Consider the following 17536-nt stretch of genomic DNA (forward strand, 5'->3'; position numbering starts at 1 on the left):
ATTTAAACACTAATACAGTTATGAATCAAGCATTAATACAGTTTATAAAGAATGATTTTCTTTCATCCATTCATCTACTTCAGATAAAAACGTTTGCAATTGAGATTGTGCCTTGAAATCTGGTATGTTTGCTAGCAATACTTCAACGCTCTTAGTAATTCCAGGGTCTTTCTTCTGTAAAATCAATAGTGATTTACGTGATTGTTCTGTCTTGAACAGTGAATTAGGAAAGTTTAAAAATGCTTGCATTTCTGTTTCTGTTGCAATATATTTTTGAAGCTGTTTCACTTCTTCGCCTTCAAAGATATTTGTTGGTACGATTAAGAATACATACCCACCTGGTCTAGTTGCTGTAACAGCTTGTTCTAATAATAAATAATGACTATAACTATGCCCTTCATCAAAGCCTAATTTCATCTCTTTACTGCGTTCATCAAGTGGATAATATCCGACTGGTAAATCGCCGACAATGACATCTGCTTCTTCTAATGGTAGTGGCATAATAGCATCTTGTGGGTATACATCAAATGGTATTTCTAAGAAGTTAGCTAAATGTATACTTACACGTTGTAATACAGGATCTACTTCAATCAAGTGGTGCATCAATGTCTTGTCTTGATTTTGTTCATTGATTGTTGCACTCAAATGTCCTGTACCACTTGCAATATCTACAATGTTTAATTCTTTTTTGTTTTTATTAAATAAGTTTACAAGGTAGCTTAAAATAAACCCAATTGAATCTGGCGTCATTTGATGATTGGGTTGTATTACTTCTTCTTTTAATAAACTTAAATAAGCAAATTGGAACGCTTTTCTTCGTTCTTGTAATGTTGATTGTTCTAAAAGATCTCTTTGGTTTGTATAAATGTCTTCCATCGCCAAACCAAGATTCTCTATATAACTTTGTCCATTCTCGTCGTGGAGGTCTTTACTTTTTACATCAAGTTTTTCAAATAATACTTCCATCATATTCTTTTCTTCAGTCATAATTGCCCTCTTTCGTATAAAAAGCTGTCCACTAAATGGACAGCAGTTTATGGTTGTTAATTAGTCTAAATTTTTGAATGCTTCTAAAGCTTTGTCATAGTCAGGATGGTTTGTACCTTCACTCACTATTTCTGCATAAACAACTTTATTATCTTTGTCCAAAACAAATACTGAACGTGCTAATAAACGAAGTTCTTTCATGATAACACCATAGTTCTCACCAAATGATAAATCACGGTGGTCACTTAATGTAATCACATTATCTAAACCTTCAGCTGCACACCATCTTTTTTGAGCAAATGGTAAGTCGTTAGAAATTGTTAAGACAACGCCATCTTGTTCATTTGCAGCTTCTTCATTAAATTTACGTGTTTGTTGACTGCACACGCCTGTATCTAAAGAAGGTACGGCACTAATAAGTTTCTTTTTACCTTCATAGTCTTTTAATGTCTTTTCAGATAGGTCGTTTGCTAATACAGTAAAATCAGGTGCTACTGAACCTACTTTAACTTCCTCACCTAATATTGTAATTGGTTCATTCTTGAATGTAACTTGCGCCATAAAAAAAGCCTCCTTATTCTTGATAAATATATTTTATCATGATTAAAGAGACTTTAAAATTCTTTTGATTATAACTTAGTTATCCAATCATATTTTGGAAGTCTTTTCTCATTTGAACATATTTGTTTTTGAGAACGACTGTTTCCCCAAAATAGTCATGAATACCTTTATGCTTTTTCGTAAATGCTACTACAATATATGGAATGCCTAACAATGCGCCAGAAATAATTCGTCCGATCCATTCTCTAAATAGGACATCCTTCAATTTGAGCGGTTGAGCATCTTCTCGATAGACACTTAAACCTAAAATCATCTTGCCTAGTGTTGCTTTAAAATAATACGTCATCAACACGAAATATAAATAAAATATTAAGGCACTAGCCATATTTTCAACACTGAAGTATGGCACCCATAGATAAGAATCATTGATATCTGTAAGTGCAAATATCGGACTTAACACAATACCTTTAAATCCTGCTAAAGCTAAAATATCGATGATATAAGCTAAAAATCGGACCCAGAATCCAGCAAATACGATGGATTTAATATCAGACATATATTTATTGACAGTACGCTCAATTTCACTTTGTTCACGTGTAGTAGCGACTTGTTCATAACTTGTTTCTGTCATTACAATCCCTCCTTATTCACCGTATAAATACATAGGTTGTGGTGATTTATTCGCTTTAATTAAGGCTTCATATTTAGTCATATCATCTAAACCTATCATAGAAGAAAGTTTACTTTTAGCAGCCATTGGGAAGTTTAAGAATCCGCCTGTTGTATCATATGTTACAACTTGTGCATGTTTGGATTTAATGTCACTTCTTAATGCTTTAATAGCATCATCTTCATAACCAATTTCATCAATTAAACCGTTTGATTTAGCTTGTTGTGCTGAATAAATTCTACCGTCAGCTAATTTCTTAACTTCTGATTCTGACATATGTCTACCATCTTTAATGACATTTACAAATTGTTTATAACTATCATCAATAATGGATTGCATGATGTCGCGTTCTTCTTTCGACATTTCTTTCATAGGGTTCAAGATTTGTTTATGTTTACCAGAAGTTACAGATTCATCTTTCACACCTAAATCATTCGCAAGTTCTGAATAATTAATGCTTGAGATAATAACCCCAAGTGAACCTGTTAATGTTTGTGAACCTGCATAAATTTTGTCTGCTGGTGTTGAGATATAATAGCCACCTGATGCTGCCATATTTTTCATTTGAACATAAACTTTTTTATCTTTAGCTTTAATTTCTTCTAATTTTTTATGTATTTCATCACTTTCATATGTTCCACCACCTGGTGAATTGACAACTAGAAGTACACCTTTAACTTGATCGTCTTTTTTAATTTTATCAAGTTGTTTTAAGAAGGATTGATGATTATACCCTCCACCACTAAATAATGACTCTTGGACACCTGTATCTTGAATGGTACCATCTACTGATAATTTAACAATTTTGCTACTACTATCACTACCAGATACGACAGACTCACTTATGCCATCTGAATCTGTTACTGTTTTTTTCCACGAATCGTCTAAAAATATGCCAACTGTGCTGACAACTATACCACCTACAACTAAAACAGCTGCGATGATTATCGCAATAATTCGTTTAGACATAGTATCATCCTTTCTATTTTAAATATTTACATTTATAATAATAACAGACTTTAATAATAACTGTAACTTTTGGGAGGAACAAATTATGACTTCGTATAAACGTATTTATTTATTTAGTTCAAAAGACCGTGACGTATTAGAAACACGTGAAAAAATCCAGAAAGAAATGGAACCACACGGATTTGAATTTGTTTCAAATTACGATGATGCAGATATTATTGCTTCAGTCGGGGGAGATGGGAGTTTCTTACAAGCTTGTAGAAAAACAAACTTTAATAAAGACAAAGTATATATTGGTATTAAAACACGACTAGATCAGAATTATTTATATGTAGATTTTAGTATAGATGACATTCCACATTTAATTGAATCTATTGATTCTCATGAAGTAAGTGTGAGAAAATATCCCGTCCTAGAAGTAAACTTGAATAACCAAATGTCTTATATGTGTTTAAATGATTTTTACATTAAATCAAGTGTCATCAAGCCGATGAAGATGGAAATATACATTGACGACGAATACTTCGAAGCATTCAACGGAGATGGTTTATTAATTTCAACACCAACAGGATCAACTGGATATAACAAATCATTAGACGGCGCAATTATTGACCCTAAAATTAGAAGCATGCAACTAACTGAAATCGCATCACTGAATAACAATAATTTTAGAACAGTGAGTAGTTCAGTAGTATTGGGTGATACAAGAACCCTTAAAATCATTCTTGATAAAGAAGGTAACTATTATCCAATTATGGGACTAGATAACGAAGCATTAAGCATACAAGAAACAGACTTTATTTCACTTAGAATTCAAGATAAATATATTCGAACACTGAAATTACCTCAGAATTCATTCTGGAGTAAAGTACAAAGAAAATTCTTATAACAATAAGCAACAACCCATAAACTAAAACACCTTAGCGCATAGACGCTAAGGTGTTTTTTACATAAAGTGACTACTAATATAGTCATATAGATTTTTGAGAATTAACGTTATCGTTACAATAATAAATAATACTTTAACGTAAGATACGCCTTTTTTGATAGCAAATGTAACCCCTAAATACGAACCGATAACCATAGATACTGCCATACTTAATCCATAGATATAATTGACATGTCCTAAAACCATAAATAACAGTAATGCACCTATGTTAGAAGCAAAGTTTAAAAATTTAGCATTTCCGGCTGCGTGTAAATAATCAAGACCAATCATTAATAAAGCAAATAGGAAGAATGATCCTGTTCCGCCTCCGAGAAATCCATCATAATAACCAATTACCGTTACACCAATAATAAACAAGATTGCTTTTTTAAGTGACAATTTCTTATATCGATTAATGTCTCCCCAATCTTTCTTTACTATTGAGTATATGGTTACAAGTGCCAATATAATGATTGCCAATGGCTTTAAATATTCTGGTGGTAAATATGTAGCAGTAATCGCACCGAATATCGAACCTACAAAGGATAATGGAAATAATTTACCTACAATATCGAAATCTACTTTCTTCGCTCTTATAAATTTCATCGTACTCGTAAATGAACCGAATGAACTCGCTAATTTATTTGTACCTAGAGCTGTAGCTGGATCCATTCCCACTGCTAGTAATGCAGGTAAAGAAATTAATCCTCCTCCACCTACAACTGAATCGATAAACGATGCAATTAAACCAAACAAAATAATGATTAATAATATATTTAAATCAAACTCCATATGGATATCTCCTCTACTTTAATGATAACGACATCCCAACGTTCGTATTAAAGTAGTTCATCCATCCATTCGTCTTTTTGTTGATTCAAATCATCGTGCTTAGAAATTGTAAGTGTTTCTACATTTTTAACCGCTTCATCAATTAGTGGACCAAAATCAAATTTAGATTCAAAATATTCCACTTTTTCTAATTTAGGATTTGTCTTTGGATTTTTTGGTGTAAATATCGTACAACAATCCTCAAATGGTTGAATTGATAAATCAAATGTATTAATAGCTTTCGCTTTTTTAACAATGTCTTCTTTATCAAATGTAAGTAACGGACGCAAAATTGGCATTGATGTTACGCTGTTAATGGCATACATACTACCTAAAGTTTGACTTGCTACTTGTCCTAAGTTCTCACCATTTACAATTGCATGTGCACCAATTTCATGTGCCACTTTTTCAGTAACTCTTAACATCATTCTTCTTGTACTTGTCATTGTATAGCTTTCTTCAACGACTTTATGAATTTGCTTTTGAAGTTCTGTAAAAGGTACAATATGCAATTTGATATCGCCTGTTAAATGTGCAAGTTGTTTTGTTAAATCGATTACTTTTTGTTTAGCTTGTTCACTTGTATACGGTGGACTATGAAAATGAATAGCTTCAATTGTCACGCCTCGTTTCATTACTTCCATACCTGCTACTGGTGAATCGATTCCACCTGAAAGCATAAGTAATGTTTTACCACCAGTTCCTACAGGTAATCCACCAGCGCCTTCAAGTACGCGGTTGTACATATAAATAGCATCTTTACGAACTTCTACTTTAATTTTATGATCTGGTTGTTTAACATTTACTGTTATATGATCAGTATTTTGAAGTACATGACCGCCTAATTCTTGTTGCAATTGAAAAGTATCAAGTTCAAACGTTTTATCTGCACGCTTGACGTCAATTTTAAATGTGTCACCATCTTTAAAATCATGCGCAAACTTTAAAGCGACTTCTTTCATTAAATCTAAATCTTTTTCAATTCGAACTACTGGACTTACAGAATGTACGCCAAACACAGTTTGAATTCTGCTCATCATTTCTTCAATGTCAGAACCTTCGTGTACATCGATATACATACGGTCACGATTTGCACGTACTTTATAACCTTGAAGTGGCATTAATCGGCTTTTGATATTTGCTTTTAATTTATTCACAAACATATTTCTATTACCTGTTTTTAAAGTCAGCTCTCCGTATCTCACTAATATGTGATCATAATTCATATTTTATTAACTCCTTTACCTCTTTATATACTTTATCAAAGGCATCTTTAAAACGTTCTATTTGTTCATTCGTTAAATCTGGTGCAATACTTATTCTTATACTTCCTTCAATAACAAGGTTGCTTAATCCCATTGCTTTTAACGTTTCATTATGAGAACTTTTCTTTGAAGAACATGCACTCGTTGTAGACAAATAAATTTCAAATTTAGAAAATGCATTGACTAATACTTCACCTTTAACACCTGGAAAAGAAATATTTAAGATATATGGTGCTGCATCGATTGGTGAATTAATCAAGACACCTTTATATTGTTCGACAAACGCTCTAATTTCTTTACCTCTTTGACTTAATGCTTGAGCATTATCTTCCATATGATCGTTCATTATTCTCATCGCTTTTGCTAATGCAATATTGACAGGTGCATTAACTGTACCGCTTCTTAAGCCTTGCTCTTGTCCGCCACCAAATATAATTTGTTTAATCGATTTAATTTGTTTAATTGCCAAAATACCTGAACCTTTTAGTCCGTGAAATTTATGTGCGCTTAAACTATAACTATCCGCTAAATTAATATCTAATGGTACTTTCCCAAAACCTTGTACACCATCTACATGAAAATGCACTTTAGGATATTCTTCTAAAATTCGACTAATTTCTTCAATCGGTTGAATTTGTCCCATTACATTATTAACATGCATACATGTAACAAGTACAACATCATCGTTTAATAATTCTTGTAAAGATGATATATCTAATTTGCCATCATTCGTCGTTTTAATATATTTCAAATTAAAACCTTCGTCCTCTAATCCTCTCATCGTTTCAAGAACTGACGGATGTTCCATCTTTGTTGTAAGGATTGTATTACCAAATCTCTTTTTCGCTTTGGCCATCCCTTGAAGTGCGATATTATTCGATTCAGTAGCACCACTTGTAAATATAATATTGAATGGATCTTTTAAATTTAAATATTGTTTAATATTTTCTCTTGCTTTATCAAGTAAATGAGCAATCTTTATGCCGGCAGAATGAGGACTATTTGGATTGAAAAAGTATTGTTGATTCATTTGTGTATATGTTTGGATAACGTCCTCATTAGGCTTTGTCGTTGCAGCATTATCAAGATATATCATACTGTCACCTCTTTTTTTCATTATATAATGATACCACAAGTCATTTCGTATAGATATACTAATTGACTTAGAAAAAACATCCACTAACTCAGAAAAAAAAAATAAAGGCAAAGACATTTACCATGTCTTCGCCTTTATGACGTTCTTATCGTTTATTTACATCTTCTTCTATTTTTTCACTGATACCAGGTTCTACTTTTTCAAGTGCCGCTTCAGCTATTTCAATAGCACGTTTATATCTATTGTTAGCAAACAGTCTTTCTGCTTCATTAAGACTCTTATTCAGTTCATTATTTTCTTTTCTATATCTATTACCATATTGAATTAATGTTTCAGCATGAACTGCATTGATAAGTACATCTGTTGTTTCATCTTCAAATTTATTCATTTGAAGTACAATGTTACTTACTTTATCTTTCACATATTGTACATTAATAGGTCTTTGACTAAAGATTTTATTTACTTCACGAATTTCGTGATCAATTTCATTTTTCATAATGATAAATCTTTCAGGTACACTTGGTAAATTAGATGCTAATAAATTTCTATATATTTCTTCTTTCTTAGATTGAACACGTAATGTATTTTGTTGAGCTGTAGCTTCGTCTTCTCTAAGAGAAACTAAATGATTTTGTATTTTTTGTTGATTATCATTAATTACTTTAACATGTTCTTCTATATAGAGTAGATTATCTTCAACTTCACTATAGCGTACATTTGTTTTAGCCATTTCACCTAAAATTTCATCGTATACACTGATTAAGTTTTGAATTTCATTCTCATACTGTCTTACTTTATGTACATCTTCTTCAGAAATATAATAGTTCTCTTTAACATATTCAATTTCAGTTTGAAGTGTGTAGTTCATATCTTTAGCATGGAATAATTCATCTGTAATAATTTCTTTAGATTGTTCGACAGTATTTTTAGATTTCACTTCATGTTCGATTAAATCATACATATCATCTAAAGAATCATTAATTTCATTAATAATGCTTTCTGCTTTCGTTAATTCTAATCTCCCAATCAATGGTTCAACTAAATTTAATTTGCCACGTAAAGTTTGAAGCGTCCCTTCTACTTTAACGTGTTCAAGGTTATAACCTTCAACTTTCAAATCTCTACATCCAAATTTCAAGTCTTGGAATTGACCTGGTAGTTCTTTTTGTACATCTTTAATTAATAATGGAATTTCCTCCATATCTTCTTGCATACGTTTCATATCCGTATTCAATTGATCGATATGACCACTTGCTTTAATGTAGTGTCCATCTTCAACAAGTTCTTCATATTGTTCAATTCTAGGTAGAAAAGCTTCGATGTTTTTTTCGATTAGTTCAGCAGCATCCCCAAACTGGTGTCTATTCGCTAATACTTCTCTCTTCGTTTCTCTATAAATCTGTTTAGATTCATCGTATAGTTTGTCGCTTGTTTCCACTGTTGTCATTAATTCTGTAACACTCTGAGTTAAGCGCGTATATTTCTTTTCTATACCATCCATTATTTTGTTAGCATCAGCAATACTTTCTTCTGACTGTGAGAACTTAAATTTATCAAGTTCTGCATCAGCATCATGAATTTTTGCATCTACAACTTTTAAATCTTCTTGTAAAACAGTTTGCCATTCTCTCTTAAATTGGTCATACTTGTCTTTAGCTTCACCATGGATATTTAATTTTTTAAGCTTCGCTAATTCATCTTGAAAAGGTAATTGCTTAATTTTTTGCTTACGCTGCTCAGTCTCAGTAATCAAATTTCGCTTTGATGTACGCAACCATAACATTATACCAATACCAATTAATATAATGATTATAACTGCAAGTGTTATATAAATTGCCATTATGTATTCTCCTCCTAAATCGTTCTCTTTATTATAACGTAAAATATATATCCAACAAACCTTTTTCTATGCAAAACATATTCAAAATCATAAAATAGTAATATAATTCAAATAAATATTGAAATGAGGAATAAAAATGTCAGAACAACAACTAGATTATTCATTACTCAACCGCCAATTAGATGGTTTATTATCAGGAGAACAAGATTTAATTGCTAATTTAAGTAATGCATCTGCGTTCATCAACCAATTCTTACCAAACATTAATTGGGTTGGATTTTATCTTATTAAAAATAATGCCTTAAAACTTGGTCCATTTCAAGGATTACCAGCTTGTGTAGACATTGAAATTGGTAAAGGGGTTTGTGGAACAGCTGTTGCCGAAAAGCAATCACAACTTGTTGAAGATGTTAATCAATTCCCTGGGCATATAGCATGTGATGCTAATAGCCAATCAGAAATCGTTATACCTATATACTATAACAAAGAAATCATCGGTGTGTTAGATATAGATGCACCTGTTAAATCAAGATTTAATCAAACTGATCTTGAAGGCTTAGAATTACTTGTCAAAACACTAGAAAAGCATATCCATCTTTAAAATATAAATTGACATTAACTAAACAAAAATGTATAATAGCTTTTGTGTGAATTAACGAAAGTAGCAGTTAAATATTATAAGGCTCTATGTTATTCCCAAAGAAGGCGTGTTGTGTAACCGCGGCTGCAAGGTGAAGGCACACAAATATAACATATCCCTATGAGCATTTAACATTCTTTCTTGTTTCTTCATAACAATCAAACAAGAAAAAGGAGGAACTTCAAAATGGCAAGATTTAGAGGTTCAAACTGGAAAAAATCACGTCGTTTAGGTATTTCATTAAGCGGCACAGGTAAAGAATTAGAAAAACGTCCTTACGTACCAGGACAACACGGTCCAACTCAACGTAAAAAATTATCTGAGTATGGTCTTCAATTACAAGAGAAACAAAAATTACGTTACATGTACGGAATCAACGAACGTCAATTCCGCACTATTTTCGATAAAGCTGGTAACATGAAAGGTATCCACGGTGATAACTTCATGGCACTATTAGCTTCACGTTTAGACGCAGTAGTTTACCAATTAGGTTTAGCTCGTACGCGTCGTCAAGCACGTCAATTAGTTAACCACGGTCACATTACTGTAGATGGCGCTCGTGTTGATATCCCATCTTACACTTTAAAACCAGGTCAAACTATCGGTGTTCGTGAAAAATCACAAAAATTAAACATCGTATTAGAATCAGTTGAATTAAGTCATCACGTTCCTGATTACTTATCATTCGATGCTGACAAATTAGAAGGTACTTTCGTACGCGTTCCAGAACGTAGCGAATTATCTGCTGAAATCAATGAACAATTAATCGTTGAGTACTACTCTCGTTAATCTTTGTTCAAACAAAACCACTTTCATTTCGAAAGTGGTTTTTTATTTTATATTTTATGACTTCATCCATTCATCTAATAAATGTGCATAATCCGATATTAAACCATCAACACCTATATCTAACATTTTTTGAGCCGTAGATTTATCATTTATCGTATACGGTAATACCTTAAGTTGCGATGCATGTGCTGCCTCTACAAATTTTCTCGTTACAATTTTATAATTCGGATTAATATAATTTGCATACTCCCCTATTTTCTTAATTGCCCTTTTACTTATAAAACGGTCTTTCTTCTTAATCAATACACCTAATTCTATTTCTGGCCATAAACTGTTTATTTGTTGAATTGAATTTCTATTGAATGACTGAATGATAATTTGATTGTACGAAATATCATGTTGTTTGATCATAGCAATAATATCTGATTCGATATTTGGATAGTTTTCTGGTTGCTTGATTTCTATTAGAAGCTTTATATGAGTGTCTTTTATTAATTTAAGTACATCTTGAAATAATGGAATTTGTTCACCAATATATGCTTGCCCTTTCCATTTACCGACATCATATTTTTTCAATGTTTCATATGTTAATTTATTGATTACCCCTTTTTCTTGTGAAGTACGGTTCGTTGTTGGATCATGAATAACAACAAGTTCACCATCCATCGTTCTATGTATATCTATTTCAAGAACATCTATATTGAATTCTATTGCACGTTTAAAAGAAATCATTGTATTTTCTGGTGCTAATGATGGAACACCTCTATGTGCAACTTTTAATTTGCAATTTTGATTATTCACATTCATTGTCTACTCCTTTAAAATCAGTCATACTATAGATTATACCCAAATATTTTTAATTATAGAAAGGAACATGAATATGACAACACATATTTTTAATTTAAAAGGAACATGGACTAAAGGCAGAAATGCTTCTGGCCATATTACAACTGATAATTTATCTACTCGAGTATCAATCCCTGAAGTAATGGACGGACCAGAAATCGGTACAAATCCAGACGAGATGTTACTAGGTGCAGCTTCAACTTGCTATATGATTACATTGGCAGCAATGATTGAACGCTCTGAAATTGATATTGAAAGAATCGAAGTAGATTCTAAAGGTCATGTTGATTTCGAAGATGGCGTGATCACTTATAAAAAAATAGAACATTTCCCTATTATTTATTTATCTGAAGAACCAGATGAAAATTTACAAAAAAGATTAAACAGACTTGTTCAAAAAGCAGAAGAATCTTGTATGATAACACGTGCTTTAGCTGGTAATGTTCAAGTTGTAGCAACAGGTGAAATAAGATTTTAGTAATGAAAGCGTTTTAATCAGAATTTTCAATAAATTCACTATTATTTTACTATTTTCTTTGCTACAATATAGAACATAAATTCAGTAAGGAGTGTATATATATGTATCAGCATGATTCTTTATTACTCGCACCAGGTCCTACAACTGTTCCTAGGGAGATTTTAGAAAGTATGAATCAACCTATGACAGGACATAGAACAAAGGAATTTAGTCAAATTATCCATCAAGCATCGAGAGATTTACAAACAATTTTTGGGTCTAAACACCCTGTTGCTATTCTAACTTCATCAGGAACAAGTGCTCTTGAAGCAGCTATGGTTAATGTAGCGAATCCTGAAGATGATATTGTCATTATTGTTTCAGGCGCTTTTGGGGATAGGTTTAGAAAAATCGCATCCTCATATCCATTTAAGGCACATATTTTTGAAGTTGAATGGGGAAAAGGTGTCGATTTAAAAGAATTTGAAACATATTTAAACTCACTTAATGTTGATGTTAAAGCCGTATTCACACAATTTTGTGAAACATCTACTTCTGTTAAACACCCTATTAATGCTTTAGGTAAGTTAGTTAAACAATTTAATCCTGACATCTATTTTGTAGTCGATGGCGTTAGTATTATTGGGGCTGTTGAGGTAGATATGGAACAAGACAACATCGATGTGCTCGTTTCAGGTAGTCAAAAAGCAATCATGTTACCACCTGGAGCAGCTTTTGTAGCATATAATGATAGAGCTATCGAAAGGTTTAAAGAAGTGACAACTTCAAGATTTTATTTAGATTTAAATAAATACATAACTTCTTTAAACGATGATTCAACACCTTTCACACCAGCTGTATCACTTATTAGAGGTGTACAAACTTATTGTGATTTAATTCAAGAAGAAAAATTTGAAAATACAATCAAAAGACACGAAGTATGTAAAACAGCCGTTCGAGAAAGTTTAAAAGCTTTAGATATGGAACTATTAGTTGAAGATGAATTTGCTTCACCTACTGTAACAGCTTTCGTGCCAAATAAAGATGAAGTTAAGACGATTAAAGATGAATTACTTAATAGATTCAACATTACAATTGCAGGTGGACAACAGCATCTTAAAGGAACAATATTAAGAGTTGGTCACATGGGTAAAGTCTCTCCAAATGACATGTTGCAATTTATTAGCGCATTAGAAATTATACTTTCAGAAATACGAGAACAATCAGTACTTGGTAAAGGTGTTTCAAAATTCCAGGAGGTAGTTAATCAATATGTTTAAAGTAATTGTAGTCGATCCAATATCAGAAGAAGGTTTAAAAAGTTTAACAGATCATGAAAAATTCGAAATAGACATCAAAACTGGCTTGAGTGAATCAGAAATCGTTAACATTATCGGTGACTATGATGCTTTAATCGTAAGAAGCCAAACTCAAATCACACCCCCTATTCTAGATGCAGCAAAAAATCTTCGCGTTGTAGCTAGAGCTGGTGTTGGTGTTGATAATATTGATATCGATCACGCAACTAAACAAGGTATTCTTGTTATTAATGCGCCTGATGGTAACACTATTTCTGCAACTGAACATTCTATGGCAATGATTCTTTCTATGGCTCGAAATATTCCAGAAGCACATCGCTCTTTACAAGAGGGTAATTGGGATAGAAAAAAATATCGTGGGACTGAATTATACAAGAAGACACTTGGCGTAATTGGTGCAGGTAGAATCGGTTTAGGTGTTGCCAAACGTGCTCAAAGTTTCGGCATGAACATTCTTGCATTTGACCCTTATTTATCTAGCGATGATGCGAAACGTTTAGAAATTACGAGAGCAACTGTAGACGAAATTGCTGAACAAGCAGACTTCATTACAGTGCATACCCCTCTTACACCAAAGACTAAAGGACTTGTAAATGAAGACTTCTTCAATAAGGCGAAACCTAACTTACAAATCATCAACGTTGCTAGAGGTGGTATTATCGATGAAGATGCCTTAATTAAAGCACTTGATGAAGGTAAAATCGAAAAAGCCGCTCTAGACGTATTTACTGAAGAACCAGCAAATAACACACCGCTTACGCAACATGAAAAAATCATCGTAACACCACATCTTGGTGCTTCAACTATTGAAGCTCAAGAAAAAGTTGCAGTATCTGTTGCAAATGAAATCATTGATATCTTTGAAAATAATAACGTCTTACATGCTGTAAACGCACCACAAATGTCTGGTGAAGTTGAAGCAGAACTTAGACCTTTTGTTGAATTAAGTAGAACAACTGGTGAAGTTGGTATCCAACTATTTGAAAAAGGTCCAAGAGAATTAAAAATTAAATATCATGGTGAAATTGCATTAGATGATACAAGTTTAATTACAAGACAACTTGTTATGGGTGTCTTACAACAAGACTTAGGTGATCATGTTAATTTAATCAATGCACTCGTATTGTTAAATGAACAAGGTGTAACGTATCAAATCGAAAAAAATAGTAAAAAATATGGTTTCAGCAACTATATTGAATTGGAATTAGTGAACAAAGATCATTCTATTAAAATCGGTTCAACTGTATTAAATGGTTATGGACCTCGTATCGTAAGAATCAATGACTATCCAGTAGATTTCAAACCAGAAAAGCATATGTTACTTATCCATCATAATGACAGACCAGGTATCGTAGGTAAAATGGGACAAATCTTAGGAGAACATGGCATTAATATTGCTTCAATGCACTTAGGTAGACATTCTATCGGTGGAGAAGCATTAATGATATTATCAATAGATGATGAAGCTTCAGATGAAACAATAGATGACTTATTTGCTATTGATGGCTTCCAAAGCATTAAAAAAGTCGAACTAAATAAACAACTATAAACAATAAACCACGTTTTAGCATTCAGCTAGCACGTGGTTTTTATTATGCATATTTAACTAACAAATGCTTTCAGTACGAGTCTTGCTCGATTGTTGTTCATTTCATGAATATCATAGTACGTTAAGATATGTAACCTTAAATCATTGATCAATTTTTCTTCAGATGATTTACCAATACTTTTCACTTTACCAACAATCCATAAAATAAATGACGTTAAAACAGTTTGAGAAACGTCTTTCATATATTGTTGATCATGAGATATATCAGATTGCTTGATATCATTAATCAGACTATAAACCTCTTTACTCACTATAAATTCTTTAGGACTCGTATCAATCACAATCTTTAGTTCTTCGACAGTTTGCGCTTTATAAAGTGTCCCCTTTTCTTTAATTTGCCGTAATTCATTTCTAGTACTGTCATAGCTTAAATTAAGAAATTGAGCAATCTCTTTTATTAAATCATCACTATACGAATTAGGATCTTGCTTATTGAGTTTAGAAATTTTCTTATGAGAGAACCCAGTTTGCCTTATAAAGTGGTTTCTATCAGCATCATGATTTTTAAGTAAAATATCAATATACATAATTCCAACCCCCATTTGTTTTTTCAAAATTTTTCCACAGTTCTATTATACAATATTTGTAAGTAAATATTGTAATGAAATCTTATAAAATTTTTATTCATCAAAAAATCCCACAATTCTTTGATGATTTGTGAGATTTTCAATTTATAATAATACGTTTCTAATATCTAATACGTTATCTACAATAAAATCAGCATCATAATCTTCTAACTCTGCTCTTGCTGACTGACCTTTTAATCCAGTGAGTGTGCCTATAAATGTTGCACCTGTTTTTTGTGCACTCAATAAATCAGCTAATGAATCACCTACTATATATATATCTTGCTCACTAAACACTTGTTCTTGTTCTTTAATATAAGTTAAATAGTTCTCTGGGTCATTTCCACCATTCGCTATTAAATAGCTAAACGGATTTGGTTTACCGAGTGGTTTAAATTCTGGATATGTTGTTTCTGCTTTAAGCACTTCTGATGCTGTTCCAATATGGAATTCATCAAATTGTTTTAACCAACCGATTGTTTCAAATGGAACGATTGTTTCTGTTCTTGGTCTACCTGTAGCAATACCAATTTGATAGCCTGCTTCTTTCAAATCTTCTAGCAATTGTGTCACTTCATCCACATCAGCTAACACTACTTCTTCTTTTATATAACCATTTTTAAAAGTTGTACGAGGTGTCTTATGTTCAACTTCTTGATATAACTCAGTACCTAAGTACCATTCTTGATATACTTCTTGTGCTACATCCCAGAACTTACTTTTCAGTTCAAAAATTGAAGCATCTTCTACATTTAGTTCTTCTTGTGCAAAAGCGATAAGATCATGATAAATATTTTCTTTACCGGAAGTCGCTTTAGATAAAAATCGACGAGGAGTTTCTATATTTATCTCTTTACCTACTATTTGTTGAGCATAATTTTTCAAAGTATTGTCGTCAAAGTTAACGTTACTCAAGTCAAGATTTGTAGCTTTTGATCGCTTTAACAATTCAATTAAATGTGTACTAATCACAATAAAAAGCATATCCCAGTTAGAATTTAAACCTAAAGACTTAAGTTGATTCAGAATTTGATCATCAATAAATATGTCTTTTCTAATTTGTTTAATATCTTGTTCGTCTAATGTTTCTATGTCTACTGTTCCTTTTAAGTTTAAAAAAGCTTCACTATGTAAAATTTCATAAACTGTTAAAGCAGAAACATCAAAACATCTTTCTTCACTTAAAAAAACACCGTCTACATCAAATAATACTTGTTTCATATTATGCCTCCATTTTTTGAACATTCTGATTATAATTTTAGCATAGATTATTACTGAATACAGTAGTATTACAACATAAGATAAATGAAAACGTTTTAGTTTAAAATACAAAAAAATCTTACAAGCAAATGGTCGCTTGTAAGATTTTTAAATGTTATTTTTGTCTAGATTTCTGAGCGATATACGTCACTTCTTTTTGTAAAGTATTCGTTCTTTCTTCTAATAAAGTCATAATTTTAGCGATTTTTTCACTTTTCTTCATATCACTTGGAAAGTCGTTTGGATCAATCGGATCTCCAAATTTAATAAACGACTTTTGTCTAAATCCAAAAATTGATTTAACTTGTTTAGGTCCTTCAAAAGCAGCTGGTACAATCGGTTTGTTACTTAATACAGCAATCGTTGCAGCCCCTCTTTTTAATGGTGCTTCTCCTGTTTCTGCTCTATGACCAGATGGGAAGATACCGACACTTTTACCTTCATTTAATAATTTAACAGGTATTTTTAAAGTACTTGGACCTGGTTTTTCTCTATCAACTGGAAATGCATTCAATGAATGAAAGAACTTATCTGACCAGTCTTTCGAAAACAATTCCTTTTTAGCCATATAATTAATTTCTGTAGGATATAAACTTAAAGCTAACATGATCACTTCTACATATCCTGTATGTGTACATGTAACGATATAAGGTTCATCAGGAACTTTTTCTTTGTCGATTGCTACAATTTGTTTCCCGAATTTTTGAAAAATAGTATGTAAAACAGTACTCGCAAATTTATACATTTAATGACCACTCTCTTCTTAATGATATACATATTCTATCATTGTCGTACTTACGTAACAAGTTTTCATACAAAATATTGTAACAATTTAAAACGACCATATCATTAGCTTTTTAAAAGAATTTCTATAATAATTATTTTATGGACAGTGTTTAAGGA

18 protein-coding genes are annotated in these 17536 nt (G+C 31.9%); 6 read left to right on the top strand and 12 right to left on the bottom strand.

From position 1 onward, the window contains the following. Positions 1-42: 42 nt before the first annotated feature. The 4 genes from LQ679_RS02130 to sppA all read right to left on the bottom strand — a co-directional run bounded on the left by LQ679_RS02130 (position 43) and on the right by sppA (position 3187). On the bottom strand, positions 43-987 hold the full coding sequence (locus tag LQ679_RS02130; RefSeq protein WP_037588518.1) for a class I SAM-dependent methyltransferase: 945 nt from the start codon (positions 985-987) through the stop codon (positions 43-45). 60 nt (positions 988-1047) lie between these two features. Further along, entirely contained in the window at positions 1048-1548 is a 501-nt protein-coding gene (gene tpx / locus LQ679_RS02135) for a thiol peroxidase (RefSeq protein ID WP_025905504.1), read from the bottom strand. Positions 1549-1627: 79 nt separating this feature from the next. Then, positions 1628-2179 (bottom strand): RDD family protein, encoded by a 552-nt coding sequence (locus LQ679_RS02140; RefSeq protein WP_204170161.1) that lies wholly within the window; start codon positions 2177-2179, stop codon positions 1628-1630. 12 nt (positions 2180-2191) lie between these two features. Then, a complete protein-coding gene (gene sppA, locus LQ679_RS02145) occupies positions 2192-3187 on the bottom strand; it encodes a signal peptide peptidase SppA (protein ID WP_204170162.1) in 996 nt (331 codons plus the stop codon). 85 nt (positions 3188-3272) lie between these two features. On the opposite strand from sppA, the gene LQ679_RS02150 reads away from it, so the two are divergent. Beyond that, positions 3273-4076: an NAD kinase gene (locus LQ679_RS02150; RefSeq protein WP_025905507.1), complete on the top strand. Its 804-nt coding sequence runs from the start codon at positions 3273-3275 to the stop codon at positions 4074-4076. A gap of 57 nt (positions 4077-4133) precedes the next feature. Here LQ679_RS02150 and LQ679_RS02155 read toward each other — a convergent pair whose 3' ends face one another. The 4 genes from LQ679_RS02155 to ezrA form a co-directional block, all read right to left on the bottom strand. Then, complete coding sequence (locus LQ679_RS02155; protein ID WP_025905508.1) at positions 4134-4907, bottom strand: sulfite exporter TauE/SafE family protein; 774 nt, start codon at positions 4905-4907, stop codon at positions 4134-4136. A gap of 47 nt (positions 4908-4954) precedes the next feature. After that, positions 4955-6172, bottom strand: coding sequence for a tRNA uracil 4-sulfurtransferase ThiI (thiI, locus tag LQ679_RS02160; RefSeq protein WP_037588526.1), 1218 nt, complete (start codon positions 6170-6172; stop codon positions 4955-4957). Continuing rightward, positions 6162-7307 carry a cysteine desulfurase family protein gene (locus LQ679_RS02165; protein ID WP_204252559.1) on the bottom strand — a complete coding sequence of 382 codons (1146 nt, stop codon included), beginning with the start codon at positions 7305-7307 and terminating at the stop codon, positions 6162-6164. The genes thiI and LQ679_RS02165 overlap by 11 nt, the downstream gene beginning before the upstream one ends. 145 nt (positions 7308-7452) lie before the next feature. Continuing rightward, complete coding sequence (ezrA, locus tag LQ679_RS02170; protein ID WP_037588531.1) at positions 7453-9147, bottom strand: septation ring formation regulator EzrA; 1695 nt, start codon at positions 9145-9147, stop codon at positions 7453-7455. A gap of 136 nt (positions 9148-9283) precedes the next feature. Here ezrA and LQ679_RS02175 point away from each other — a divergent pair, with 136 nt between their 5' ends. Then, positions 9284-9748, top strand: coding sequence for a GAF domain-containing protein (locus tag LQ679_RS02175; RefSeq protein ID WP_037588533.1), 465 nt, complete (start codon positions 9284-9286; stop codon positions 9746-9748). 225 nt (positions 9749-9973) lie between these two features. Continuing rightward, the gene (gene rpsD / locus LQ679_RS02180; protein ID WP_037588534.1) at positions 9974-10576 is read left to right on the top strand and encodes a 30S ribosomal protein S4; all 603 of its coding nucleotides are present in this window, start codon (positions 9974-9976) and stop codon (positions 10574-10576) included. A gap of 54 nt (positions 10577-10630) precedes the next feature. Here the strand turns inward: rpsD and LQ679_RS02185 are convergent, their stop codons facing one another. Further along, on the bottom strand, positions 10631-11383 hold the full coding sequence (locus LQ679_RS02185; protein ID WP_037588537.1) for a glycerophosphodiester phosphodiesterase: 753 nt from the start codon (positions 11381-11383) through the stop codon (positions 10631-10633). A 73-nt stretch (positions 11384-11456) separates the two neighbouring features. On the opposite strand from LQ679_RS02185, the gene LQ679_RS02190 reads away from it, so the two are divergent. From LQ679_RS02190 to serA, 3 genes are all read left to right on the top strand, one after another. Then, positions 11457-11900, top strand: coding sequence for an SACOL1771 family peroxiredoxin (locus tag LQ679_RS02190; protein ID WP_037588539.1), 444 nt, complete (start codon positions 11457-11459; stop codon positions 11898-11900). 101 nt (positions 11901-12001) lie between these two features. Beyond that, positions 12002-13159: a pyridoxal-phosphate-dependent aminotransferase family protein gene (locus LQ679_RS02195; protein WP_239762023.1), complete on the top strand. Its 1158-nt coding sequence runs from the start codon at positions 12002-12004 to the stop codon at positions 13157-13159. Then, the gene (serA, locus tag LQ679_RS02200; RefSeq protein ID WP_025905517.1) at positions 13152-14747 is read left to right on the top strand and encodes a phosphoglycerate dehydrogenase; all 1596 of its coding nucleotides are present in this window, start codon (positions 13152-13154) and stop codon (positions 14745-14747) included. Before LQ679_RS02195 ends, serA begins: the two co-directional genes overlap by 8 nt. 53 nt (positions 14748-14800) lie before the next feature. On the opposite strand, the gene LQ679_RS02205 is transcribed toward serA, so the two are convergent. The 3 genes from LQ679_RS02205 to LQ679_RS02215 form a co-directional block, all read right to left on the bottom strand. Beyond that, complete coding sequence (locus LQ679_RS02205; protein WP_239762024.1) at positions 14801-15334, bottom strand: hypothetical protein; 534 nt, start codon at positions 15332-15334, stop codon at positions 14801-14803. Between the two features lie 144 nt (positions 15335-15478). Then, positions 15479-16594, bottom strand: coding sequence for an HAD family hydrolase (locus LQ679_RS02210; RefSeq protein WP_159315528.1), 1116 nt, complete (start codon positions 16592-16594; stop codon positions 15479-15481). Between the two features lie 154 nt (positions 16595-16748). Beyond that, positions 16749-17378: a lysophospholipid acyltransferase family protein gene (locus tag LQ679_RS02215; RefSeq protein WP_126477584.1), complete on the bottom strand. Its 630-nt coding sequence runs from the start codon at positions 17376-17378 to the stop codon at positions 16749-16751. Positions 17379-17536: the final 158 nt, after the last annotated feature.

The sequence above is a fragment of the Mammaliicoccus sp. I-M35 genome, from assembly GCF_022386455.1.
Classification (GTDB): domain Bacteria; phylum Bacillota; class Bacilli; order Staphylococcales; family Staphylococcaceae; genus Mammaliicoccus; species Mammaliicoccus sciuri_A.

Bases quoted from the DNA above. Each gene is read 5' to 3' on its own strand.
- LQ679_RS02185 (WP_037588537.1), bottom strand. From the start codon at position 11,383: ATGAATGTGAATAATCAAAATTGCAAATTAAAAGTTGCACATAGAGGT.
- thiI (WP_037588526.1), bottom strand. From the start codon at position 6,172: ATGAATTATGATCACATATTAGTGAGATACGGAGAGCTGACTTTAAAA.
- LQ679_RS02205 (WP_239762024.1), bottom strand. From the start codon at position 15,334: ATGTATATTGATATTTTACTTAAAAATCATGATGCTGATAGAAACCAC.
- LQ679_RS02210 (WP_159315528.1), bottom strand. From the start codon at position 16,594: ATGAAACAAGTATTATTTGATGTAGACGGTGTTTTTTTAAGTGAAGAA.
- sppA (WP_204170162.1), bottom strand. From the start codon at position 3,187: ATGTCTAAACGAATTATTGCGATAATCATCGCAGCTGTTTTAGTTGTA.
- LQ679_RS02130 (WP_037588518.1), bottom strand. From the start codon at position 987: ATGACTGAAGAAAAGAATATGATGGAAGTATTATTTGAAAAACTTGAT.
- LQ679_RS02140 (WP_204170161.1), bottom strand. From the start codon at position 2,179: ATGACAGAAACAAGTTATGAACAAGTCGCTACTACACGTGAACAAAGT.
- LQ679_RS02155 (WP_025905508.1), bottom strand. From the start codon at position 4,907: ATGGAGTTTGATTTAAATATATTATTAATCATTATTTTGTTTGGTTTA.
- tpx (WP_025905504.1), bottom strand. From the start codon at position 1,548: ATGGCGCAAGTTACATTCAAGAATGAACCAATTACAATATTAGGTGAG.
- rpsD (WP_037588534.1), top strand. From the start codon at position 9,974: ATGGCAAGATTTAGAGGTTCAAACTGGAAAAAATCACGTCGTTTAGGT.
- LQ679_RS02190 (WP_037588539.1), top strand. From the start codon at position 11,457: ATGACAACACATATTTTTAATTTAAAAGGAACATGGACTAAAGGCAGA.
- LQ679_RS02150 (WP_025905507.1), top strand. From the start codon at position 3,273: ATGACTTCGTATAAACGTATTTATTTATTTAGTTCAAAAGACCGTGAC.
- LQ679_RS02215 (WP_126477584.1), bottom strand. From the start codon at position 17,378: ATGTATAAATTTGCGAGTACTGTTTTACATACTATTTTTCAAAAATTC.
- LQ679_RS02195 (WP_239762023.1), top strand. From the start codon at position 12,002: ATGTATCAGCATGATTCTTTATTACTCGCACCAGGTCCTACAACTGTT.
- LQ679_RS02175 (WP_037588533.1), top strand. From the start codon at position 9,284: ATGTCAGAACAACAACTAGATTATTCATTACTCAACCGCCAATTAGAT.
- ezrA (WP_037588531.1), bottom strand. From the start codon at position 9,147: ATGGCAATTTATATAACACTTGCAGTTATAATCATTATATTAATTGGT.
- LQ679_RS02165 (WP_204252559.1), bottom strand. From the start codon at position 7,307: ATGATATATCTTGATAATGCTGCAACGACAAAGCCTAATGAGGACGTT.
- serA (WP_025905517.1), top strand. From the start codon at position 13,152: ATGTTTAAAGTAATTGTAGTCGATCCAATATCAGAAGAAGGTTTAAAA.